At 61.8% G+C, this 18,532-nt stretch carries 16 protein-coding genes; 9 read left to right on the top strand and 7 right to left on the bottom strand.

The window, feature by feature from the left end; all coding sequences use genetic code 11:
• Positions 1 to 29 precede the first annotated feature (29 nt).
• The 6 genes from EFD56_RS02730 to EFD56_RS02705 all read left to right on the top strand — a co-directional run bounded on the left by EFD56_RS02730 (position 30) and on the right by EFD56_RS02705 (position 7,059).
• Positions 30 to 1,436 (top strand): cytochrome b6, encoded by a 1,407-nt coding sequence (locus EFD56_RS02730; protein ID WP_037145969.1) that lies wholly within the window; start codon positions 30 to 32, stop codon positions 1,434 to 1,436.
• Between the two features lie 17 nt (positions 1,437 to 1,453).
• A complete protein-coding gene (locus tag EFD56_RS02725) occupies positions 1,454 to 2,077 on the top strand; it encodes a DUF4142 domain-containing protein (RefSeq protein ID WP_037145967.1) in 624 nt (207 codons plus the stop codon).
• Positions 2,078 to 2,142: 65 nt separating this feature from the next.
• Complete coding sequence (locus EFD56_RS02720; RefSeq protein WP_126904548.1) at positions 2,143 to 4,125, top strand: protein-L-isoaspartate(D-aspartate) O-methyltransferase; 1,983 nt, start codon at positions 2,143 to 2,145, stop codon at positions 4,123 to 4,125.
• A gap of 101 nt (positions 4,126 to 4,226) precedes the next feature.
• On the top strand, positions 4,227 to 4,754 hold the full coding sequence (locus tag EFD56_RS02715) for a DUF4142 domain-containing protein (RefSeq protein WP_037145962.1): 528 nt from the start codon (positions 4,227 to 4,229) through the stop codon (positions 4,752 to 4,754).
• A gap of 153 nt (positions 4,755 to 4,907) precedes the next feature.
• A complete protein-coding gene (locus tag EFD56_RS02710; protein WP_037145960.1) occupies positions 4,908 to 5,171 on the top strand; it encodes a hypothetical protein in 264 nt (87 codons plus the stop codon).
• A 103-nt stretch (positions 5,172 to 5,274) separates the two neighbouring features.
• A complete protein-coding gene (locus EFD56_RS02705) occupies positions 5,275 to 7,059 on the top strand; it encodes a thiamine pyrophosphate-requiring protein (RefSeq protein WP_037145958.1) in 1,785 nt (594 codons plus the stop codon).
• Between the two features lie 36 nt (positions 7,060 to 7,095).
• Here EFD56_RS02705 and EFD56_RS02700 read toward each other — a convergent pair whose 3' ends face one another.
• From EFD56_RS02700 to EFD56_RS02670, 7 genes are all read right to left on the bottom strand, one after another.
• Positions 7,096 to 7,860: a FadR/GntR family transcriptional regulator gene (locus tag EFD56_RS02700; RefSeq protein ID WP_037145957.1), complete on the bottom strand. Its 765-nt coding sequence runs from the start codon at positions 7,858 to 7,860 to the stop codon at positions 7,096 to 7,098.
• A 24-nt stretch (positions 7,861 to 7,884) separates the two neighbouring features.
• Positions 7,885 to 8,946 carry a four-carbon acid sugar kinase family protein gene (locus EFD56_RS02695; protein ID WP_004673134.1) on the bottom strand — a complete coding sequence of 354 codons (1,062 nt, stop codon included), beginning with the start codon at positions 8,944 to 8,946 and terminating at the stop codon, positions 7,885 to 7,887.
• The gene (locus EFD56_RS02690) at positions 8,943 to 9,935 is read right to left on the bottom strand and encodes an ABC transporter ATP-binding protein (protein WP_037145954.1); all 993 of its coding nucleotides are present in this window, start codon (positions 9,933 to 9,935) and stop codon (positions 8,943 to 8,945) included. Before EFD56_RS02690 ends, EFD56_RS02695 begins: the two co-directional genes overlap by 4 nt.
• The gene (locus EFD56_RS02685; protein ID WP_064829550.1) at positions 9,935 to 10,942 is read right to left on the bottom strand and encodes an ABC transporter ATP-binding protein; all 1,008 of its coding nucleotides are present in this window, start codon (positions 10,940 to 10,942) and stop codon (positions 9,935 to 9,937) included. The genes EFD56_RS02690 and EFD56_RS02685 overlap by 1 nt, the downstream gene beginning before the upstream one ends.
• On the bottom strand, positions 10,939 to 11,898 hold the full coding sequence (locus EFD56_RS02680) for an ABC transporter permease (protein WP_064829551.1): 960 nt from the start codon (positions 11,896 to 11,898) through the stop codon (positions 10,939 to 10,941). Before EFD56_RS02680 ends, EFD56_RS02685 begins: the two co-directional genes overlap by 4 nt.
• A gap of 2 nt (positions 11,899 to 11,900) precedes the next feature.
• Positions 11,901 to 12,857, bottom strand: a complete 957-nt coding sequence (locus tag EFD56_RS02675) for an ABC transporter permease (RefSeq protein ID WP_004677191.1) — start codon at positions 12,855 to 12,857, stop codon at positions 11,901 to 11,903.
• A gap of 124 nt (positions 12,858 to 12,981) precedes the next feature.
• Positions 12,982 to 14,619: an ABC transporter substrate-binding protein gene (locus EFD56_RS02670; protein ID WP_126904547.1), complete on the bottom strand. Its 1,638-nt coding sequence runs from the start codon at positions 14,617 to 14,619 to the stop codon at positions 12,982 to 12,984.
• A gap of 323 nt (positions 14,620 to 14,942) precedes the next feature.
• On the opposite strand from EFD56_RS02670, the gene EFD56_RS02665 reads away from it, so the two are divergent.
• The 3 genes from EFD56_RS02665 (at position 14,943) to EFD56_RS02655 (ending at position 18,525) form a co-directional block, all read left to right on the top strand.
• On the top strand, positions 14,943 to 15,848 hold the full coding sequence (locus tag EFD56_RS02665) for a dihydrodipicolinate synthase family protein (RefSeq protein WP_064829552.1): 906 nt from the start codon (positions 14,943 to 14,945) through the stop codon (positions 15,846 to 15,848).
• A 10-nt stretch (positions 15,849 to 15,858) separates the two neighbouring features.
• Entirely contained in the window at positions 15,859 to 17,046 is a 1,188-nt protein-coding gene (locus EFD56_RS02660; protein ID WP_097602756.1) for a sialidase family protein, read from the top strand.
• A 345-nt stretch (positions 17,047 to 17,391) separates the two neighbouring features.
• Positions 17,392 to 18,525: an iron-containing alcohol dehydrogenase gene (locus tag EFD56_RS02655; RefSeq protein WP_037146279.1), complete on the top strand. Its 1,134-nt coding sequence runs from the start codon at positions 17,392 to 17,394 to the stop codon at positions 18,523 to 18,525.
• Positions 18,526 to 18,532 lie beyond the last annotated feature (7 nt).

Raw genomic sequence — 18,532 nt, 5'->3', positions numbered from 1 at the left:
AGCTCAACCCGCGAGCGGAGGAGAGGGATATGCGGACATCTCGTGCTATTGGCCTGTTTTGTGCGGCTTCTTTTGCCGGCGTCGTCGTCCTGACAGCCGGCGCCTTGTCAGACCCTTTGCCGCCCGACACGACCTATCGGCCATTGCCCACCATGCCGTTTTCCGAAGCGCGCAAGATCGATGAGGCGCAGAAGCCGGAAGTCGCTCAACGACAGCGCAGCCTTCTGGAGCGTCGTTATGATCTGTCCGACAAGCCCATGGCTGGCGTCATGATGTCGGCAGGCATGAAGCCGGTGCAGGACGGCATCCGCGTGAAGCTTCCGACCGACACGAGCTGGGATCAACTCGCGGCCATGGCGCCGGGCGAAATTCGCGAGAAGAACCTGCTGCCGGAGGGGTTCCTGCCTCTACCGCATGTGAAGCAGGCGACAGGCGGGCAGGTCTTTCCGAACCGTGAGATCGATGAAATTCATGCAAGCGAAATGCGGGATCTCCGCCGGTTCGACGTCGATTTCGACCTTCCCGACAACCTCACCCCGGAATTCCCGCCGCCGATCTTTTTGACGACCCGCCCTGAGCTTGGTGATGTTTCCCGCGGGCAGTTGCTGACGATCAAAAACTTCTATGAAATCATGAACGGCATCATCACGCCGGTTCAGATGGAAGGGCTGCGGCTGCTTCTGACGCCTTTCCCGCAGGAAGAATTCAACCAGACCGAAGACAGAAAGGTTGCCGACCCGAGCATGGGTGTCGCCTGCCTCGACTGTCACTCCAATTTCCACACCAACGCCGCCTTTCACCTGACGCCGGATGTTCGCCCGCAGGCGGATCGATTCCGGCTGGACACGACCAGCCTGCGCGGCCTGTTCAACCAGCAGATTCACGGTTCGAAGCGGTCGTTGCGGTCGGTCGAAGACTTCACCGAATTCGAGCAGAGAACCGCCTATTTCAACGGCGACCATGTGAGCGCGACACGCAAGGGCGTCAATCTTCCTGACCGGCCGAACCAGGTCGCGATGATGGCGCAGATGCAGAATATCATCGATTTCCCGCCCGCGCCGAAGCTCGATCCGTTTGGCCGACTGGACCCCGCGCTCGCCACGCCGCAAGAGCTCTCCGGCGAGCAGGTCTTCATTGGCAAGGGACGCTGTGCCGACTGCCACGTGCCCCAGACCGCCTTCATGGACAACAACATGCACGACCTGAAGCTCGAGCGCTTCTACAAGATTGGCCAAGTCTTCAATGATTTCGCCACGCTGCCCGACGGGCCGATCAAGACTTTCACGCTGCGCGGCATCAAGGATTCGCCGCCTTATCTGCATGACGGTCGACTGATGACACTCGCCGACACGGTCGAATTCTTCAATCTTGTGCTCGGGGTCAAGCTGACCGGGCAGGAGAAGAAGGATCTCGTCGCCTATTTGCTGACGCTGTGAGGTATGAGGAGAAAGCCATGTATCGCCGCCCTTTCGCCCTGCTGGCCGGACTGATCCTGCTGAACGGCGCCGCCGTCGCCCAGATCGGCAATCCCGCTGGAATGGGCGCCGACACTGCGATGTCCAAGCCGGGCGTTCCGGCACCACACCAAACCAATAATCAGGATCGGCTGTTTGCGCAGCTCGCAGCCGCCGGCGGACTTGCCGAGGTGGAATTGGGCAAGATGGCCAGCGGCAAGGCAAAGGCCGATGCCGCAAAGCAATTTGCCGATATGATGGTTCGCGATCACACAGATGCCAATAGCAAACTGAGGGAACTTGCCGACGCCGCCAAGATACCGCTCCCGACGTCGCTCGATCCGGACCATCAAGCGGTGCGCGACCAGTTGGACAGGCTGGATGACGAGGCGTTCGATGCCGCCTATATCAAGGCGCAGATCGTCGACCATCAGAAGACGGCGCAATTGCTGGCTTGGGAAATTTCCCTCGGCGAGGACGCCGAGATGCAGCGATTGGCAGCGTCCATGCTGCCTGTCGTACTCGCCCATCTCAGACACGCCCAGGAGATCAATGCCGCGCTGACAGGCGCGGCGATCCGGCTGCCCCCGCAGACCATGGCGGCAAACAAGCCCAAGCCATAGCAGTGTGCCATTGGTCGGAACAACCACGCGCCTTCGGCTGTTCTGTTCGAGAGTGGAGGTATTCCATGGATATGAACCGCCTGCGAGACCACATGGTGGAACACCATGTCATGCGTCGCGGCATCGGCGATCAAAGTGTCATCAAGGCGATGCGCATCGTGCCGCGCGAGAAATTCGTCGATCCAGGCTTCGAGGAATTCGCCTATGAGGACGCGCCCTTGTCGATCGGCGACGGTCAGACGATCTCCCAGCCTTTCATTGTCGCCCTGATGATCGAAAAAGCCGACCTCGAAGCGGACGACAAGGTTCTCGAGGTCGGAACCGGTTCCGGATACGCCTCGGCGCTCGTCAGCCGGATCGCCAGGCACGTCTATTCCGTCGAACGCCATGAAAGGCTGGCGCTTCAGGCGAGAGAACGGTTCGAAAGGCTGGGCTACGGCAATATCGACGTCCGGGTGGGCGATGGCAGCAAAGGCTGGGCCAAAGCTGCTCCCTTCGATGCGATCATCGTTTCCGCTGGCGCACCCGAGGTACCGACCGCCTTGAAGGAGCAGCTGGATCTCGGCGGGCGGCTCATCATCCCGGTCGGCCGCAACGACGAACAGCGCCTGAAACGCATTACGCGCACGGGGGCAACCACCTTCGAGGAGGAAGATCTGGGCGGCGTCCTTTTCGTCCCGCTGATCGGTGAGGACGCCTGGACTGCCGCCCATCCGATGTATACGGCGACAGCCCCGTCATCGCGCGCAGAGGAAACATCCAGCAAACTCATCTCGGCCGCGGCGGAAGAATTCTCGTCGGTCGACGACAAGAGCTTTGCCGTCCTTTTCGATCGGTTTGCCGACAGCCGCATTGTTTTGCTTGGCGAATCCACCCATGGCACCGCCGAATTTTACGAGACGCGGGCTGCCATCAGCCGGCATTTTATCGAACATTACGGATTCAATCTCATTGCAGCAGAAGCGGATTGGCCGGATGCGGCCGCCATTGACCGTTGGTTAAATGGTCAGGCACCGGGAGACGGCCAGCCGTTCGGCCGCTTTCCAAAGTGGATGTGGCGGAACCTGGAGTTTTCGCGGTTCGTCGGCTGGATGAAGAAGGAAAACGAGCGGCGCAAAGCGTCGCACAAGGATCCGGTCAGGTTTTACGGTTTGGACCTCTATAATATGTCCGGGTCGATCCGCTCCGTCCTCGATTATCTCGAAACGATCAGCCCGGAAACTGCCAGAATTGCCAGGGAGCGTTACGGCTGCCTCAGCCCTTGGCAGAGCAATCCCGCCACCTATGGTCGGGCCGTGCTGACCGAAGCCTACAGATCATGCGAGGATGCGGTGCTGAAGCAATGCACTGAGCTTCTGGCTCGATCTCTGGATGATGCGGCTTCAGGGAAAGATGATTTTCTGAACGCCGTCCAGTCTGCAAGACTGCTCGCCGCCGCCGAACGATATTATCGCGTCATGTATTACGGCGGCGCCCAAGCCTGGAACCTGCGCGACACCTATATGGCCGACACCGTCGAGCATCTTCTCGACTTTCACGGACCGGCGGCAAAGATCATCATATGGGCTCACAACTCCCATATCGGCGACGCCCGCTACACGGATATGGCAACTGCCCGCGACGAACTGAGCCTCGGTCAACTGTGCCGGCAGCGCTTCGACGAGATGACAAGCCTCATAGGGCTGGGCACACATTGCGGCGAGGTGATCGCCGCTGACGATTGGGATGGGCGGGCGGAGAAGAAACAGATGAATCCGTCGCTCCCCCAGAGCTGCGAGCGCTTATGTCACGAGGCTGCAAAGCCGCGATTTCTACTCGACCTCAGGGCCGATGAGGAACTGCACGCAAGCCTGGTCGAACAGCGGCTTCAGCGATTCATAGGCGTGATCTACAGGCCGGAAACCGAACGGCTGAGCCATTACATGTCGACATCACTGTCGCGGCAATACGACGCTTTCATCTGGTTTGATGAAACGCACGCGCTATCTCCACTTGTCGCTCCACAGTCCAGCAAGGGCGATCCGGAAACCTTCCCTTTTGGCTTTTAAGCCGGCCTCTGCTGAAGCGGCCGAGATCACTGTCGTGGGCGATAGCCGGGAACTCAAGGCTCGTCCGCAAGTTTGGCGGATGATCAACCCAGGAGATCCATATGAAACGCTTTGTTATCGCCTCACTCGCTCTTTCGCTCGCCGTTCCCGTTTTCGCACAATCGGCAGCTGAAAAGACCGGCGTCAATTCCCTGATGGGCGTGCCGCCGAAAACGGAGGATTTCATCAAGGAGGCGGCCGCAAGCGATATGTTCGAAATTGCCTCCAGCAAGCTCGCGGTCGAGCGCGGCGATGACGCGACCAAAGCCTTCGCGCAGCAGATGCTGACCGACCACCAGAAAACCACCGAGGAACTGAAGGCGCTGGTAGCGGGCGGCAAGGTCAAAGCCACCGTTCCGAACGCAATGACCTCGGACCAGCAAAGCATGCTCGACAAGCTGAACGGCCTCAAGGGTGACGACTTCAACAAGCAATATCACTCGGATCAGGAATCCGCCCACGAAGACGCGGTCGATCTCTTCAAGCGCTACGGCGACGAAGGCAATAATCCGGAACTCAAGGCGTGGGCGGCAAGCACGCGGCCTGCTCTGGAACACCATCTCCAGATGGCGCAAGAACTCAATAAATAGCCGAGAACCAAGGGGTAAGGCCGCGGGAACTGCCGGAGGCGCAGAGATCGATCCAGAATTGAACCGACTCTGCGCCGATCGGATTCCGGAAAACGGGAACCGGGAGCATCGGGACTTGGCCGCTGGCGCGGATCCCAATGAGGAGGCCGAAGAATGCACGAATATATCAGCCATCCCGCGGGCGCCGTACCGCCCGGCTCGCTGGTCGTCAAACTCTATCGATCGGGGAACCAGATCAGAGGCTACGTCCGCAAGGTCGCAGATATAGGCCAGGACGATGCGATCTTTCCCGGGGAGGAAATGGAACCTGAGGCAGCCTTCAAGCTGGCGGAGACCCATCGCGGCCATGCTCCCATCTTTGTCGATCTTGTCGAAGACGTTGTGTGGGATCCGTCCTGGGGGCGCCTCAGGCACTAGAAGAGCCGACAGGCGGAGCCATCGTTACCCCGGCGATCTGATCTCGCAATGCCTTGGTCGAGCTGCTCGTGCGACCACCATTCTGCAAACGAGGATATTTTCCATGACGAAAACGGTCGGCGATTTCATTGTGGCACGGCTTGGCGAATGGGGCGTACAGCGTATGTTCGGCTATCCCGGCGACGGCATCAATGGCGTCTTCGGAGCGCTCCACCGCGCGTCCGACAAGATGCAATTCATTCAGGCACGACACGAAGAAATGGCGGCATTCATGGCCGCCGCCTATGCGAAATTCACAGGCGAACTCGGGGTCTGCATCGCCACCTCGGGACCGGGCGCAACCCATCTGATCACCGGTCTCTACGACGCCCGCATGGACCATCAGCCGGTTCTCGCCATCGTTGGCCAGCAGGCGCGCCGTGCGCTCGGCGGGCATTATCAGCAGGAGCTCGATCTCGCCGCCCTCTTCAAGGATGTCGCGAGCGATTTCGTGCAGCAGGCCTCAGCCCCCGCCCAAGTGCGTCATCTGATCGATCGAGCCGTCCGCATCGCACTCGCCAACAAGACGGTGACAGCGATCATCCTGCCGAATGACCTGCAGGAAATGCCTTATGAGGAGCCCGCGCGAAAGCACGGCACAGTCCATTCGGCCCCAGGTTACCGGCCACCGAGGGTCTTTCCGCATGGAGATGATCTTCAGGCTGCGGCCGATATCCTCAACGCCGGAAAGAAGGTGGCGATCCTCGTCGGCGCCGGCGCACTTCATGCCACCGACGAGGTCATCGCGGTGGCGGACCGCCTTCAGGCTGGCGCCGCCAAAGCCTTGCTCGGCAAGGCGGCACTGCCGGACGACCTCCCTTGGGTAACCGGTTCGATCGGACTTCTCGGGACGGAACCCTCATGGAACCTCATGCGGGACTGCGACACCCTGCTGATGATCGGTTCCGGCTTTCCCTATTCCGAATTCCTGCCGGAGGAAGGTCAGGCACGCGGCGTGCAGATCGACATCAATCCCGATATGCTGTCGCTGCGTTATCCCATGGAGCTCGGCCTGACGGGTGATGCAGCCGAAACGCTGCGGGCGCTCTTGCCTCTGCTGCGCGAAAATCCCGATCGCAGTTGGCGGGAAACCGTCGAGAAAGACGTCGCCGCCTGGTGGAAGACGTTGGACGAGCGGGCGCATGTCGAGGCAAATCCGGTCAATCCGCAACGCGTCGTCAGCGAGCTCTCGCTGCGGTTGCCGGATAACGTCGTTATCACCAGCGACTCCGGCTCCTGCGCGAACTGGTACGCACGCGACCTCAAGATGCGCCGCGGGATGAAAGGGTCGTTGTCCGGCGGACTGGCCTCGATGGGCGCTGCCGTCCCCTATGCGATCGCCGCGAAATTCGCCCATCCCGAGCGCCCCGTTGTCGGCCTGGTAGGCGACGGCGCCATGCAGATGAACAACCTCGCAGAGATGATCACCGTAGCCAAATATTGGAAGGCCTGGACCAATCCGACCTTCGTCGTCTGCGTCTTCAATAATCAGGATTTGAACCAGGTGACCTGGGAACAGCGGGTGATGGAAGGCGACCCGAAATTTGATGCGTCACAGTCCATTCCAGATCTGCGCTATCACAAATTCGCCGAGCTTATCGGGCTCCGCGGCATCTTCGTCGACCGACCAGATCAACTCGGCGCCGCTTGGGAAGAAGCTCTGGCCGCCGACTGCCCCGTCATTCTCGAAGTGAAGACAGATCCCGAAGTGCCGCCGCTGCCGCCGCATATCACCTTCGAGCAGATGCGGAAGATCACCTCGGCCCTGATGACCGGAGATTCACATGAAGCCGGCGTGATCGCCGGGACCTTCCGTCAGCTCTTTGCCGGAATCTTGTCGCGGCGATAGGCCTCGACCTATTCGCGAAGCCGACGTCTCACGGTCTCAGAAGGACAGATCGAGCGCCCTGCCCTCAAACAGACGGTCTCGGGAGCCCTCGAGATGCGCCTTCATCAGCCTTTGCGCATCATCGGCGCGGCCATCGGCGATCGCCTTGTAGATGGCGTTATGCTCTTCATAGACCTGCTCTAGCCCCTGACGGGGGCCGAGCAGGGAGAGGCCGTGCAGATGCATGCCGACGGCGATATGGGCTTTCAGCGCATCGATCGAGGCGGTGTAATAATGGTTGTTGGCAGCCTCGGTCACGGCGCGATGGAAAATGAAATCGGCATCGGTGCGGTGAAGCTGGTGGCTGGTCGCCTCGCGCAGATCCGCAAGAGCGCTGGCGATCTTCTGGATCGCCTGCTCATTACGGCGCTTGGCGGCGAAATAGGCGGCGGCCGGTTCGATGGTCAGGCGGAATTCGTAGCAGCGCTGAATATCGGCAATGGTCTTGACAGGCGAATAGGCGAGCTGCGTCGTCGGCGATCCATGCGCGCTGACGAAGGTGCCTGCCCCCTGGCGGGCATAGACGATGCCCTGGTCGCGCAGGCGCGCCAGCGCGTCGCGAACGATCGGCCGGGATACACCGAGCATCGAGGCAAGTTCGTGTTCGCCCGGAAGGCGTGAATCCGGCGGATAGTTTCCGCCGCGGATCCGCTCGAGCAGCTGGTCGAAGACGCGATCGACCAGCTTGACGGCCTTGCCGCGTTCGGGCTTGCCCGGCGGGCCGACTTCCGCGTTCAAAGATTCGCCATTCGCTTCAGTCACGTCATTCTCCCCGACGGTATCATTCTATGCCGCCTGATTCCGAAGAACCAGTCTTAGCAAACTATCAGGCTTGCCGAAGCCCCCCGACTTGACGGCGCACCGAAAAGGCCGCCCGTCGGCTGCCGCGACATCGAACCACGGAATACCGGCCTCGATTTCGCCCTTCGGTGTGAGCACCTTCACGTCAAGCGCATGGAGGATGGCCAGCGCCGTATCGCCGCCGCCGACCATCAGCATATCGGGCCGGGTATCGTCGATCACTCTTTTGACGCCTGCCGCAAAGTCATGGGCGACGAGGGCCGCATCTGCCGTCATATCGCCGGTGCAGCGCAGCAGCACCGGCAGCGCCAGGCCCTCCCCGCATTCGATCTGCCCCATCGGCGCGTCCACCACCATACGCAAGGCGCCGGAGGCTTCGAGCCGGTTCATCTGGGCGGCGGTGATCGGATCGCGCGAACCGAAGGCAAACAGAGTGCGCGGGGTCGCTACATATTCCGCCATCGACCGCTCGGTTTCGCCGAGGCGGCGGGCAAATGCCGCACCGAGGCCGCGCGCACCGACGGCGAGCGTCGTCAGCCAGACATGACCCGCGACGATCTGATCGAGATCGGCATCGCCCTCGGCATCGGCGACGACGACATTGTCCGCGCGGCCCTCGAACAGATCGGCGATCGGCAGCGGCTTGTTGACGCCACGGCCGACGACACAGCCCCGGTAGGTCAGGCGCTCCTGATCGGGAATGGCGGGCGCCACGAGAATATTCTTCAGGCCGAGCGCATCCGCCAGCGCCAGGCTTTCCGCCGCAACATTGCCCTTCAGCCGGGAGTCGATCTTCTTCATGACCACGCCGGGCTTCACGTCGCGAAATTTCCCGGCCGCCGACAGGACCCTTTCGGCGGCTTCATGCCCGCGCAGCGCGCGCGAGGCGGTATTGACGACGACGACATCGCAGCCGGTGGCGATCGCATCCTGCGCCGCACCGACATCGACGGCGACGGCGACCGAGAGGCCGGCCGCAACGAAGGGGGTGCCGGTATCAAGCGCCCCCGTCAGATCGTCGGCGATGATCGCGGCCTTCAGCGTCATGCGATCTCGTCCGTATTGACGGCGTGGCAGGCGACAAGATGGCCGGCCTTGGCCTCCTTCCAGACGGGTATGACCTTGCTGCAGACATCCATCGCGATCGGGCAGCGCGTGTGGAAACGGCAGCCGGAGGGCGGGTTCAGCGGGCTCGGCACGTCGCCCTGCAGGATCTGGCGCTGGCGGGTGCGCTCATGCTCCGGATCGGTCTCCGGAACGGCCGACAATAGCGCCCTGGTATAGGGATGCAGCGGATTGTCGAACAGCTCCTCGCGGGTCGCAAGCTCGGCGAGCCGCCCGAGATACATGACGCCGACGCGGGTGCTGATATGGCGCACTACCGCGAGGTCATGGGCGATGAAGAGGTAAGTCAGTCCGTATTTCTCCTGCAGGTCGAGCAGAAGGTTGATGATCTGCGCCTGGATCGACACGTCGAGCGCAGAGATCGCCTCGTCGCAGACGATGAATTTCGGCTGGCAGGCAAGGGCGCGCGCGATGACGACGCGCTGGCGCTGGCCGCCGGAGAGCTCGTGCGGGTAACGCTGGGCAAACCGCGTGGGCAGGCCGACATCGCTGAGCAGCGCCGCGACCTTGTCCTTCAGCTCGGCCTTGGTGCAAAGCTTGTGAAAGAGGATCGGCTCGCCAATCGCCTCGCCCACCGTCATGCGCGGATTGAGCGTCGAATAGGGATCCTGAAAGACGATCTGCAAGTCGCGGCGGAAGGGCCGCATCTGCCTCTCGTCGAGTGTGGCGAGGTCCTGTCCCTTGTAGACGACCCTGCCGCTGGTCGCCTTGTAGAGATTGAGGATGGTGAAGCCGGTCGTCGATTTGCCGCAGCCGGATTCACCGACGAGGCTCAGCGTCTCGCCCTCCATGATGTCGAGATCGACATTGTCGAGCGCGTAAACGGTCGCCGCGCGTTCGCCGAAGGCGCCGAGCTTGACGTGGAAATGCTTGACCAGGTTTTCGACCTTGAGCAGCGGTTGAGCAGCCATCACGCGGCCTCCTGCATTCTCTGCACGACGAAACAGGCGGCGCGATGGTTGCTGCTGCCGCTCAAGGGTTCGAGCCGCGGCACCTGCTCGTGACAGATCGCCTCGACGAGCGGGCAGCGCGGCGCAAAGGGGCAGCCCTTCGGCCGGCGCCCCGGCTCCGGCGGCGTGCCGCCGATCGAGGAGAGCCGGCTTGCCGGCGGATCGGACAGTTTCGGGATCGAGGAGAGCAGGCCGCGCGTATAGGGATGGCTCGGGCGGTCATAGAGTTCGTCGACCGGCGCGTCCTCGACGACCGTACCGGCATAGAGCACCGCGACGCGGTCGACGAGGCCGGCGATCAGCGCCAGGTCATGGGTGATCCAGACGACCGACATACCGAGCTTGGCGCGCAGATCCTTTACCAGATCGACGATCTGGGCCTGGATGGTGACATCGAGCGCCGTCGTCGGCTCGTCGGCGATCAGAAGCTTGGGATTGCAGGCAAGGCCGATCGCGATCATCACGCGCTGGCGCATGCCGCCGGAAAGCTCGTGCGGAAAGGCCTGCAGCCGCTCTTCGGGGCCGGGAATGCCGACCAGGCGCAGGAGCTCGACGGCGCGGGCGCGGGCCTCCGCCTTTTTCATTTTGCGATGATAGATCAGCGGCTCGCAGATCTGGTCGCCGACGCGCATGACGGGATTGAGCGAGGTCATCGGATCCTGGAAGACGAAGCCGATATCGCCGCCGCGCACCTTGCGCAGCTCGGCATTCGACATCGTCTGCAAGTCGCGACCGTCGAAGCTCGCCGATCCCTTCGTAACCTTGATCTTGTTCGGCAGGAGCCGCATCAGGCTCAGCATGGTGAGGCTCTTGCCGCAGCCGGATTCACCGACAACGCCCAGCGTCTCGCCCTTGTCGACATGGAGATCGATGCCGTCAACGACGACGGCCGGGCCGTTGCGGCCGTCGATCTCGACGGTGAGGCCCCTGACATCGAGCAGGCGTTCTCTGTTTTGCGTGTCCATCATTTGCTGCCCCGCGGATTGAGAGCATCGTTGAGGCCGTCGCCGAGGAAGCTGAAGGCAACCGAGGCAAGGCCGAGCACGGCCGCCGGAGCGGCGAGAAGATGCGGATAATGCTGCCAGACGCGAAGGCCGTCCGAGATCATGTTGCCCCAGCTCGGCGTCGGCGGGTTGACCCCGACGCCGAGGAAGCTGAAGGCGCTTTCCAGCACCATCGCCGTGCCGAGACCGGCGCTGACCGAGACGATCAGCGGCCCGAGTGCATTCGGTACGACATAGCGCTTGATGATGACCCAGTTCGACAGGCCGAGCGCCTGGGCAGCGGTGATATAAGGCCTGCTGCGGATCGACAAAACCTGGGCGCGCACCAGACGGGCATAGGGCGGCCAGGAGATCAGCGCCATTGACCCGAAGACGAGGATGAAATCCACCCATATCGTCTGGCGGTAGAAAGGATTGAGAGTCTCGAGATAACGCGCTTCCATCCAGCGAGTGATCGGCGATTTCAGCGAGGCATTGATGACGACGACGAGCAGCAGGTTAGGCACCGACATCGTGACGTCGGTCAGCCACATGATGGCGCGGTCGAAGGGATTGCCGAAGAAGCCGGCGACCGCGCCGAGCGTGAGGCCGATCAGCACGGCGAAGAAGGTGACGATGACGGCGACGAGGAAGGCGGTCCGCGTGCCGAAGACGACGCGGCTGAAGACGTCCCGGCCGAGGTCGTCGGTTCCGAAGAGGTGGCTCATCGACGGCAGCGCGTTGCGCGCGTTGAGGTCCTGGCTGAGATAATCATAGGGCGTGAGATACGGCCCGAAGATCGCGGTGAAAGCGAGGATCAGGACGACGATGAGGCCGAAGACGGCGAGCTTGTTGCGCCGCAGCCGATGCCAGGCGTCGCGCCACAGGCTGACCGGCGGCTCCTCGATGGTCTCGGTGGTGGAAAGAGGGATTGCGGACATGGTCAGCGGCTCCTTCTTGAATCGTTGGCGCGCGGATCGAGCAGCGGATAGAGCACGTCCACCAGGAGGTTCGACACCATCACCAGGAACGATCCGATCAGCGTGATCGCCAGGATGACGGGATAATCGGAATTGATCAGCGCCTGCACCGTTAGGCGGCCGAGACCCGGCAGGCCGAAGACGAGTTCGACGAAGATGGCGCCATTGACGATGGTGATCATGATCAGGCCGAGCTGGGTCACGACAGGCGTCAGCACCGGCCGCAGGATATGGCGCAGCGCCACGACAATCTCGGGCACGCCCTTGGCGCGGGCGGTGCGAACGAAATCCTCCGACAGCACCTCGATGACGGCGGCGCGGGTCTGGCGCACGATCAGCGCGATCGGCTGGAAGGAAAGCACGAGCAGCGGCAGCAGGATGCGGACATCGAAGACACCGCCCCAGCCATAGGGCACGCTTGCGCCCGGCAAGAGCACGATCAGGCCGACCATCAGCAAGGGACCTGCGACATAGGCGGGGATCGCCCAGAGGAAGAGCGCCGAGCCCAGAATGGCATAGTCGAGGCGCGAATTCTGGTTCAGCGCGGCGATCATGCCGAGCGGGATCGCGACGACAGCCGTCAGGATGATGGCGCAGAGGGCAAGCTGGAACGAGACCGGGGCGGCAGCCGAGACCATCGCCCAGACGGCGCGGCCCGATGTCAGCGAATTGCCGAACTGACCGTGTAGCAGGTTCCAGATGTAAAGGCCGAACTGTTCGATGAAGGGCCTGTTGAGCCCCGCACTTTCGCGGATGGCCTCGATGCGCTGCGGATTGTAGGCGACGTCGCCCGGCGCGCGCAGGAAGATGAGCTTGATCGGATCGCCGGCGCCGTAGAAGGCCAGCGCGTAGACGGCCAGCATCACCACGAGAACGGACGGAATCCAGATGGCGAACCGGGTTAGCACGTAGCGCAGCAAGGCCACCTCCCACCTGTTGTCGATGCGGTCCACCCCTGAAGCCAGATCGCATCTCTTCGTCTTGAAACTTGCGCGAAGGCCTTGCAGCCTTCGCGCGCTTGTTGCCAGGAACGATAATTCCCAATCAACCGATGGAAATGTTCCAGGGTTCGGCGATCTGCCAGTCGAGGTTCTTCTCCATGCCCTTGACCTCCTTGGTGGCCCAGCGCGACATCGCCTGAGAATACCATGGAATGAGGGCCCAATCCTCGCGGAACGCCTTCTGGGCCTCCTGGGCGAGAGCAACGCGCTGCGGATCGTCCGCAGCCTTGGTCGCCGCTTCGGCAAGGGCGCTGTCGACCTTGTCGTTCTTGTATCCGCCGAGCTTGTTCTGCGCGTTCGACGAGGTCGAGGCGATGCTGCCCGCCAGATAGGAAACAGCGTCGGGAACACGGGTGCCGACGTCGTCGCGGAAGATCTGGACCGAGTTCTGATCCGGACCGGCATAGGCGTCCTGCTGCGGCTTCATGTCGACGGCCGTGATGCCGAGGTTCTGGCGCCATTGCTCGGCGATGAACTGGGCAGCGGCCTGAATGGCCGGCGCCGAGATGCCGACGAACAGGAGCTTCGGCAGGCGCTCGGGCCCGCCATAGCTCGATTCGGCAAGCAGCTTCTTGGCGGCTGCCGGATCATAGGGAAAAGGCTCGAAGCCGGAATTGTCAGCGCCGGGCACCGAGTTGAGGATCTGGTCGGCCTTCTTGTGGGGGCCATCCGGATAGGACGCCTTGAACAGGCCGTCGCGATCGACCGCCATGATCAGCGCCTGGCGCACCTTCGGATCGTCCATCGGCGCGCGGGAAGTGTTGAACCAGAAGTGCTGGCTGGTCGGGATCAGCGGGCCGGCCGAGAATTCCGGGCCGAGATCCTGAATGATCGTCGAGGTGACAAGCTCGGTATGGGCGTTGAACTCGCCGGACTTGATCAGCGACGTCGCAGTGACATTATCCTCGATCGAGGTGATGTCGATGCGGGCAAGCTTCGGCTTCGGCCCGAAGAATTTCTCATTCGGCTCGAAGGTGATCTTGCCGGCATCGATATCGATGCTCGTCAGCTTGAACGGGCCGGAGAAAACCGGCTTGTTCTCCGGCTTGTACCAGTCGATGATTTCCTCGCCGTCGCTGCCGCGCGACTGCGACGCCTTGGTGATCGGAGCGATATGGTTGGCGAGGCGCATGAAGAAGATCGGATCGGCGGCGGCGAGCGTCACGACCACCGTCCCCTCGTCGGGCGTCGCGACCCCGGTCAGCTCATTGCCCGAGCCGGCGGCGATTTCGGCATAACCCTTGACCTTGCTCAGCACCTGGTCGGCGCGCTGGCTCTTGGTGTTGGGCATCGAGGCGACTTCCCACGATCCCTTGACGTCGGCCGAGGTGATCTTGCTGCCGTCGGAGAAGACGGCCTTCGGGTCGATCTTGAAGGTCCAGACGGTATTGTCGGCCGATTCCCAGCTGGTGAAGACGTAGGGCTTGATATTGCCCTGACTGTCGAAATACATCGGCGAAGCCCACCAGATCGAGTTCCAGCGGAAGGTTCTGCCGCCGCCACGCAGCGGCGACCAGTCCTGGTCGAAGGCCGGATGGGCGACCTTCAGGACCTGGCCTTCATCGGCCAGCACGATGCGGGCATTCATCCCGAACACGGTCAGCCCGACGCCGGCGGCAATGCCGAGCTTCAGCGCGTTGCGGCGCGATAGATTGGTTTTATCCGATTGATCAAAAGTCATGGCATTCCTCCCAGGTGAAATCGGCAGCGCTCTCCCTGCGCTGCCAGGCGCAGCACAATCCATCGCCTATCGTTCTCTCGTTATTGTAAATATGTCAACAAAAAATCGCGAATTCCATTCGAACAAAATTTATCTCTAAAAAAGTCATAGCAATTACAATAAGATAAATTTTCGATTTCAGATCAAGTCATTTTGTCTTCTTGACAAAAGCGCTGCAATGGAAAAGTTCTTAATACTCCATCACAGACAGAGGCATGACAATCGAGCGCAGTCGCGCGGTTCGGACACGGATCGGCAAGCCAGGACGCGCCGAAGGAGGGGATATGAGCCACCATAGGATCACTGGCGTCTTCAGCGCGGCCGCAACGCCGCTGACAGCAGACAACACGCCGGATCTCGCGCTTTTCACCGACCATTGCCGCCGGCTGCTGACCGAGGGATGCCATGGCGTGGCCCTGCTCGGCACCACCGGTGAGGCCAATTCCTTCTCCGGCAGCGAGCGGCGCGCCATTCTGGAAGCGGCTGTGAAGGCCGGCATTCCAGCCGACAGGCTTTTGCCGGGCACCGGCGTCGTCGCCATTCCCGAGACCGTGGAACTGACCCGGCACGCACTGTCGCTCGGCGTCACCAAAGTGGTGATGCTGCCGCCCTTTTATTACAAGGGCGTCTCCGACGACGGCCTGTTCGCCGCCTATTCGCAGGTACTGGAAAAGGTCGCCGACACGCGTCTGCGGGTCATTCTCTATCATATCCCGCAGGTTTCGGCTGTTCCGCTATCCCTTCCGCTGATCGGCCGGCTGATTGCGGCCTTCCCGGAAACGGTCGTCGGCATTAAGGAATCGGCCGGCGATTTCAACAACATGCAGGCCATCATCGCCGCTCATCCCGGCTTCTCGGTGCTGGCCGGCGCCGATCCGCTTCTGTTGCCGCTGATGAAGGCCGGCGGCGCAGGTTGCATCACGGCCACCTCCAATCTGGTGGCGGATTCGCTGCGCACCGTTTACGACCATGTTCATGACGAAGCGCGCGCCGCCGATGTCGAGGCGGCGCAGGCGCGCATCAACGCCTATCGCACGCTGTCCAACTCCTACGTTCAGATTCCGACGATCAAGGCAATGGTTGGGCTGAAGACAGGCAACCCCGCCTGGAAGCGTACGCGCGCACCGCTGATGCCGCTGAGCGAGGCCGATTATGCCGCCCTCGCGGATAGCTACGCCAAACTGCCTTGAGGAGATCGCCATGACATTTACCGGCCTGCCTCCGGAAGACGTGCCCGCTCTGATGACCGGGGCCGTCACCCCTCACCCCTCTGTCGCGGGCCGCGCCGATGCCTACCTGCCCTCGCCCTGCATCCAGAATCATGCAGCAAATCTCGCCTTTCTTCCCGACGGCACGCTGAGCTGCGTCTGGTTCGGCGGCACGATGGAGGGCATGGGAGATATTTCGATTTACATGTCGCGGCTGCCACCGGGCTCCGAGCGGTGGTCGGAACCGGAAAAGATGAGCGACGATCCGGAGAAATCAGAGCAGAACCCATTGATTTTCAACGCGCCGGACGGAACGACATGGCTGCTCTACACATCGCAGACCTCCGGCAACCAGGATGGCTCGATTGTCAAATGCCGGATTTCGGGTGACGGCGGCAAGACATTCGGTCCGGTCCAGATCCTCTGCGAAAGCCCCGGTACCTTCGTTCGCCAACAGATCGTCGTCAACGACCGTGGCGACTGGCTGCTGCCGATCTTCCGCTGCGTCGGGCTTGAGGGCCAACGCTGGAGTGGCGATGCCGATACGGCAGCGGTGCTGATCTCGCGCGACGGCGGCGCCAGCTGGCAAATGCGCGATATTCCCGACAGCATCGGCGCCGTCCACATGAACATTCTGCCGCTTGGCGGCGGCGACATGGTCGCCTTCTACCGCAATCGCTTCGCCGAAACCATTCTTTCCAGCCGATCGGCGGATGGCGGCGAAACCTGGAGCCCGCCCGAGCCGACCGAACTGCCGAACAACAACTCCTCAATCCAGGCCACTGTTCTGGATAATGGAGGGATTGGAATGGTTTACAACCATTCGAATGCTGATATGTCGGATGCGCGGCGTCAGTCTCTCTACGACGAAATCGAGGGTGACGAGGCTGGAGAGTCCGCTGTTGCTGTTGCCGATACCGGCCGCAAGGCGGTCTGGGGTGTGCCGCGCGCACCGCTCAGCCTGGCGATTTCGAGGGATGGCGGCAGGACCTTTCCGCATCGCATGGATCTCGATACAGGCGACGGCTTCTGTCTCAGCAACAATTCCAAGGATTCGCTGAACCGCGAATTCTCCTATCCCTCGGTCATCCAGGGCAGCGACGGCACGCTCCATGTCGCCTACACCTATTACCGGCGAGCCATCAAATATGTGCGGCTCGCCTCGCAAGCGCTGCCGTAAGCAAAATGCCGGCCTGGAATTGTAAATCTGCTTTCCGATCCCGCATGAGACCATGCGGGACACAGGGAGATCGGCCGGTCACGCCGAGGATTTGACAACAGGGTTGGCCTCGCCGCCGCCGACATGATGGCGGCTAACCTTTTAACCGACCGTTCGATCCACACACATGTAAGCATCTGATTTTAAGTCATATACTGGAACGAAGAAATGGCCTGGGGCCTGTTCTGCGGCATGCTCGGCGATAAAATTTCCGCCGATCTGGATTGTCGGCTTGACATTGATCTTACAACTTTACAATAAATGACGCGACACTATCGCCGCAAGATCTCGCAGGAGGACTGGTTCATGGCCAGCTTGGATTCGCCAATCACGATCGTCCGGCCGCATCTGATCGAATTCGGCATCGGCACGGCGGCAAAGCTCGGCAAATGGGCTGCCGAAAAGGGTTATAGGCGCACGCTCGTCATCTCCGATGCTTTCAATGCCTCGCGCATCGACCTGCTGGAATTAAAGGGCGAGGTGACAGTCTTTGCCGAAGTGACGCCCGAGCCGGATACCGCCAACCTCGAAAAGGTGCTCTCGGCGGCAAACGGCGCCGACGCCGAGCTGATTGTCGGCTTCGGCGGCGGCAGCGCCATGGATCTGGCAAAACTCGCCGCCGTTCTTGCCGGCTCCGCGCAGACGTTGCATGACGTCGTCGGCCCGAACAAGGTGCACGGGCCGCGCAAGGCAGCGCTCGCCCAGGTGCCAACGACATCGGGCACCGGCAGCGAGGCCGGCATCCGCGCGCTCGTCACCGACCCCAGGACGATGGCGAAGCTCGCTGTCGAAAGCCTGCACATGCTGGCCGATATCGCCGTCATCGATCCGGCGCTCACCTTCAGCGTGCCGGCGCGCACGACGGCCGCCACCGGCGTCGACGCCATGGCCCATTGCGTCGAAGCGTTCACCAATCGCAAGGCCCATCCGATGGTCGATATCTACGCGATCGAGGGAACGCGGCTGGTCGGCAAATATCTCGCCCGCGCCGTCAAGGACGGCAACGATGCCGAAGCGCGCTCCGGCCTGTCGCTCGCCTCGCTCTATGGCGGCTTCTGCCTCGGTCCGGTCAATACCGCCGGCGGCCATGCGCTGGCCTATCCGCTCGGTACACGCTGGCATGTCGCGCATGGCGCTGCGAATGCGCTGATCTTCCCGCATGTTCTCGCCTTCAACACGCCGTCTGCGCCCGAGAAGACGAAAGCGGTGATGGCAGCGCTTGGGCGTCAAACCTCGGAAAACTCAGGCTCCGTCTTCGATGCGGCCTATGCTTTCTGCGCCGAACTTGGCATCGAGATGAAACTGTCAGGCCTCGGCGTGCCGGAAAGCGATCTCGACGCCATGGCCGACGACGCCTTTGCCATTCGCCGCCTGCTCGACAACAATCCGCGCGATCTTACCCGCGCCGACATTCGCTCGATTTACGCAGCCGCTTTTTAGGCGACAC

The organism is Rhizobium phaseoli (assembly GCF_003985125.1).
Lineage (GTDB): Bacteria > Pseudomonadota > Alphaproteobacteria > Rhizobiales > Rhizobiaceae > Rhizobium > Rhizobium phaseoli.
The sequence above is the reverse complement of the archived record's forward strand: the minus strand, read 5'-3'. Positions and strand labels throughout refer to the sequence as shown.

Coding starts and splice junctions, on each gene's coding strand:
- EFD56_RS02695 (WP_004673134.1), bottom strand. CDS start 8,946: ATGACGCTGAAGGCCGCGATCATCGCCGACGATCTGACGGGGGCGCTT.
- EFD56_RS02670 (WP_126904547.1), bottom strand. CDS start 14,619: ATGACTTTTGATCAATCGGATAAAACCAATCTATCGCGCCGCAACGCG.
- EFD56_RS02660 (WP_097602756.1), top strand. CDS start 15,859: ATGACATTTACCGGCCTGCCTCCGGAAGACGTGCCCGCTCTGATGACC.
- EFD56_RS02720 (WP_126904548.1), top strand. CDS start 2,143: ATGGATATGAACCGCCTGCGAGACCACATGGTGGAACACCATGTCATG.
- EFD56_RS02710 (WP_037145960.1), top strand. CDS start 4,908: ATGCACGAATATATCAGCCATCCCGCGGGCGCCGTACCGCCCGGCTCG.
- EFD56_RS02725 (WP_037145967.1), top strand. CDS start 1,454: ATGTATCGCCGCCCTTTCGCCCTGCTGGCCGGACTGATCCTGCTGAAC.
- EFD56_RS02705 (WP_037145958.1), top strand. CDS start 5,275: ATGACGAAAACGGTCGGCGATTTCATTGTGGCACGGCTTGGCGAATGG.
- EFD56_RS02665 (WP_064829552.1), top strand. CDS start 14,943: ATGAGCCACCATAGGATCACTGGCGTCTTCAGCGCGGCCGCAACGCCG.
- EFD56_RS02655 (WP_037146279.1), top strand. CDS start 17,392: ATGGCCAGCTTGGATTCGCCAATCACGATCGTCCGGCCGCATCTGATC.
- EFD56_RS02685 (WP_064829550.1), bottom strand. CDS start 10,942: ATGATGGACACGCAAAACAGAGAACGCCTGCTCGATGTCAGGGGCCTC.
- EFD56_RS02730 (WP_037145969.1), top strand. CDS start 30: ATGCGGACATCTCGTGCTATTGGCCTGTTTTGTGCGGCTTCTTTTGCC.
- EFD56_RS02715 (WP_037145962.1), top strand. CDS start 4,227: ATGAAACGCTTTGTTATCGCCTCACTCGCTCTTTCGCTCGCCGTTCCC.
- EFD56_RS02680 (WP_064829551.1), bottom strand. CDS start 11,898: ATGTCCGCAATCCCTCTTTCCACCACCGAGACCATCGAGGAGCCGCCG.
- EFD56_RS02690 (WP_037145954.1), bottom strand. CDS start 9,935: ATGGCTGCTCAACCGCTGCTCAAGGTCGAAAACCTGGTCAAGCATTTC.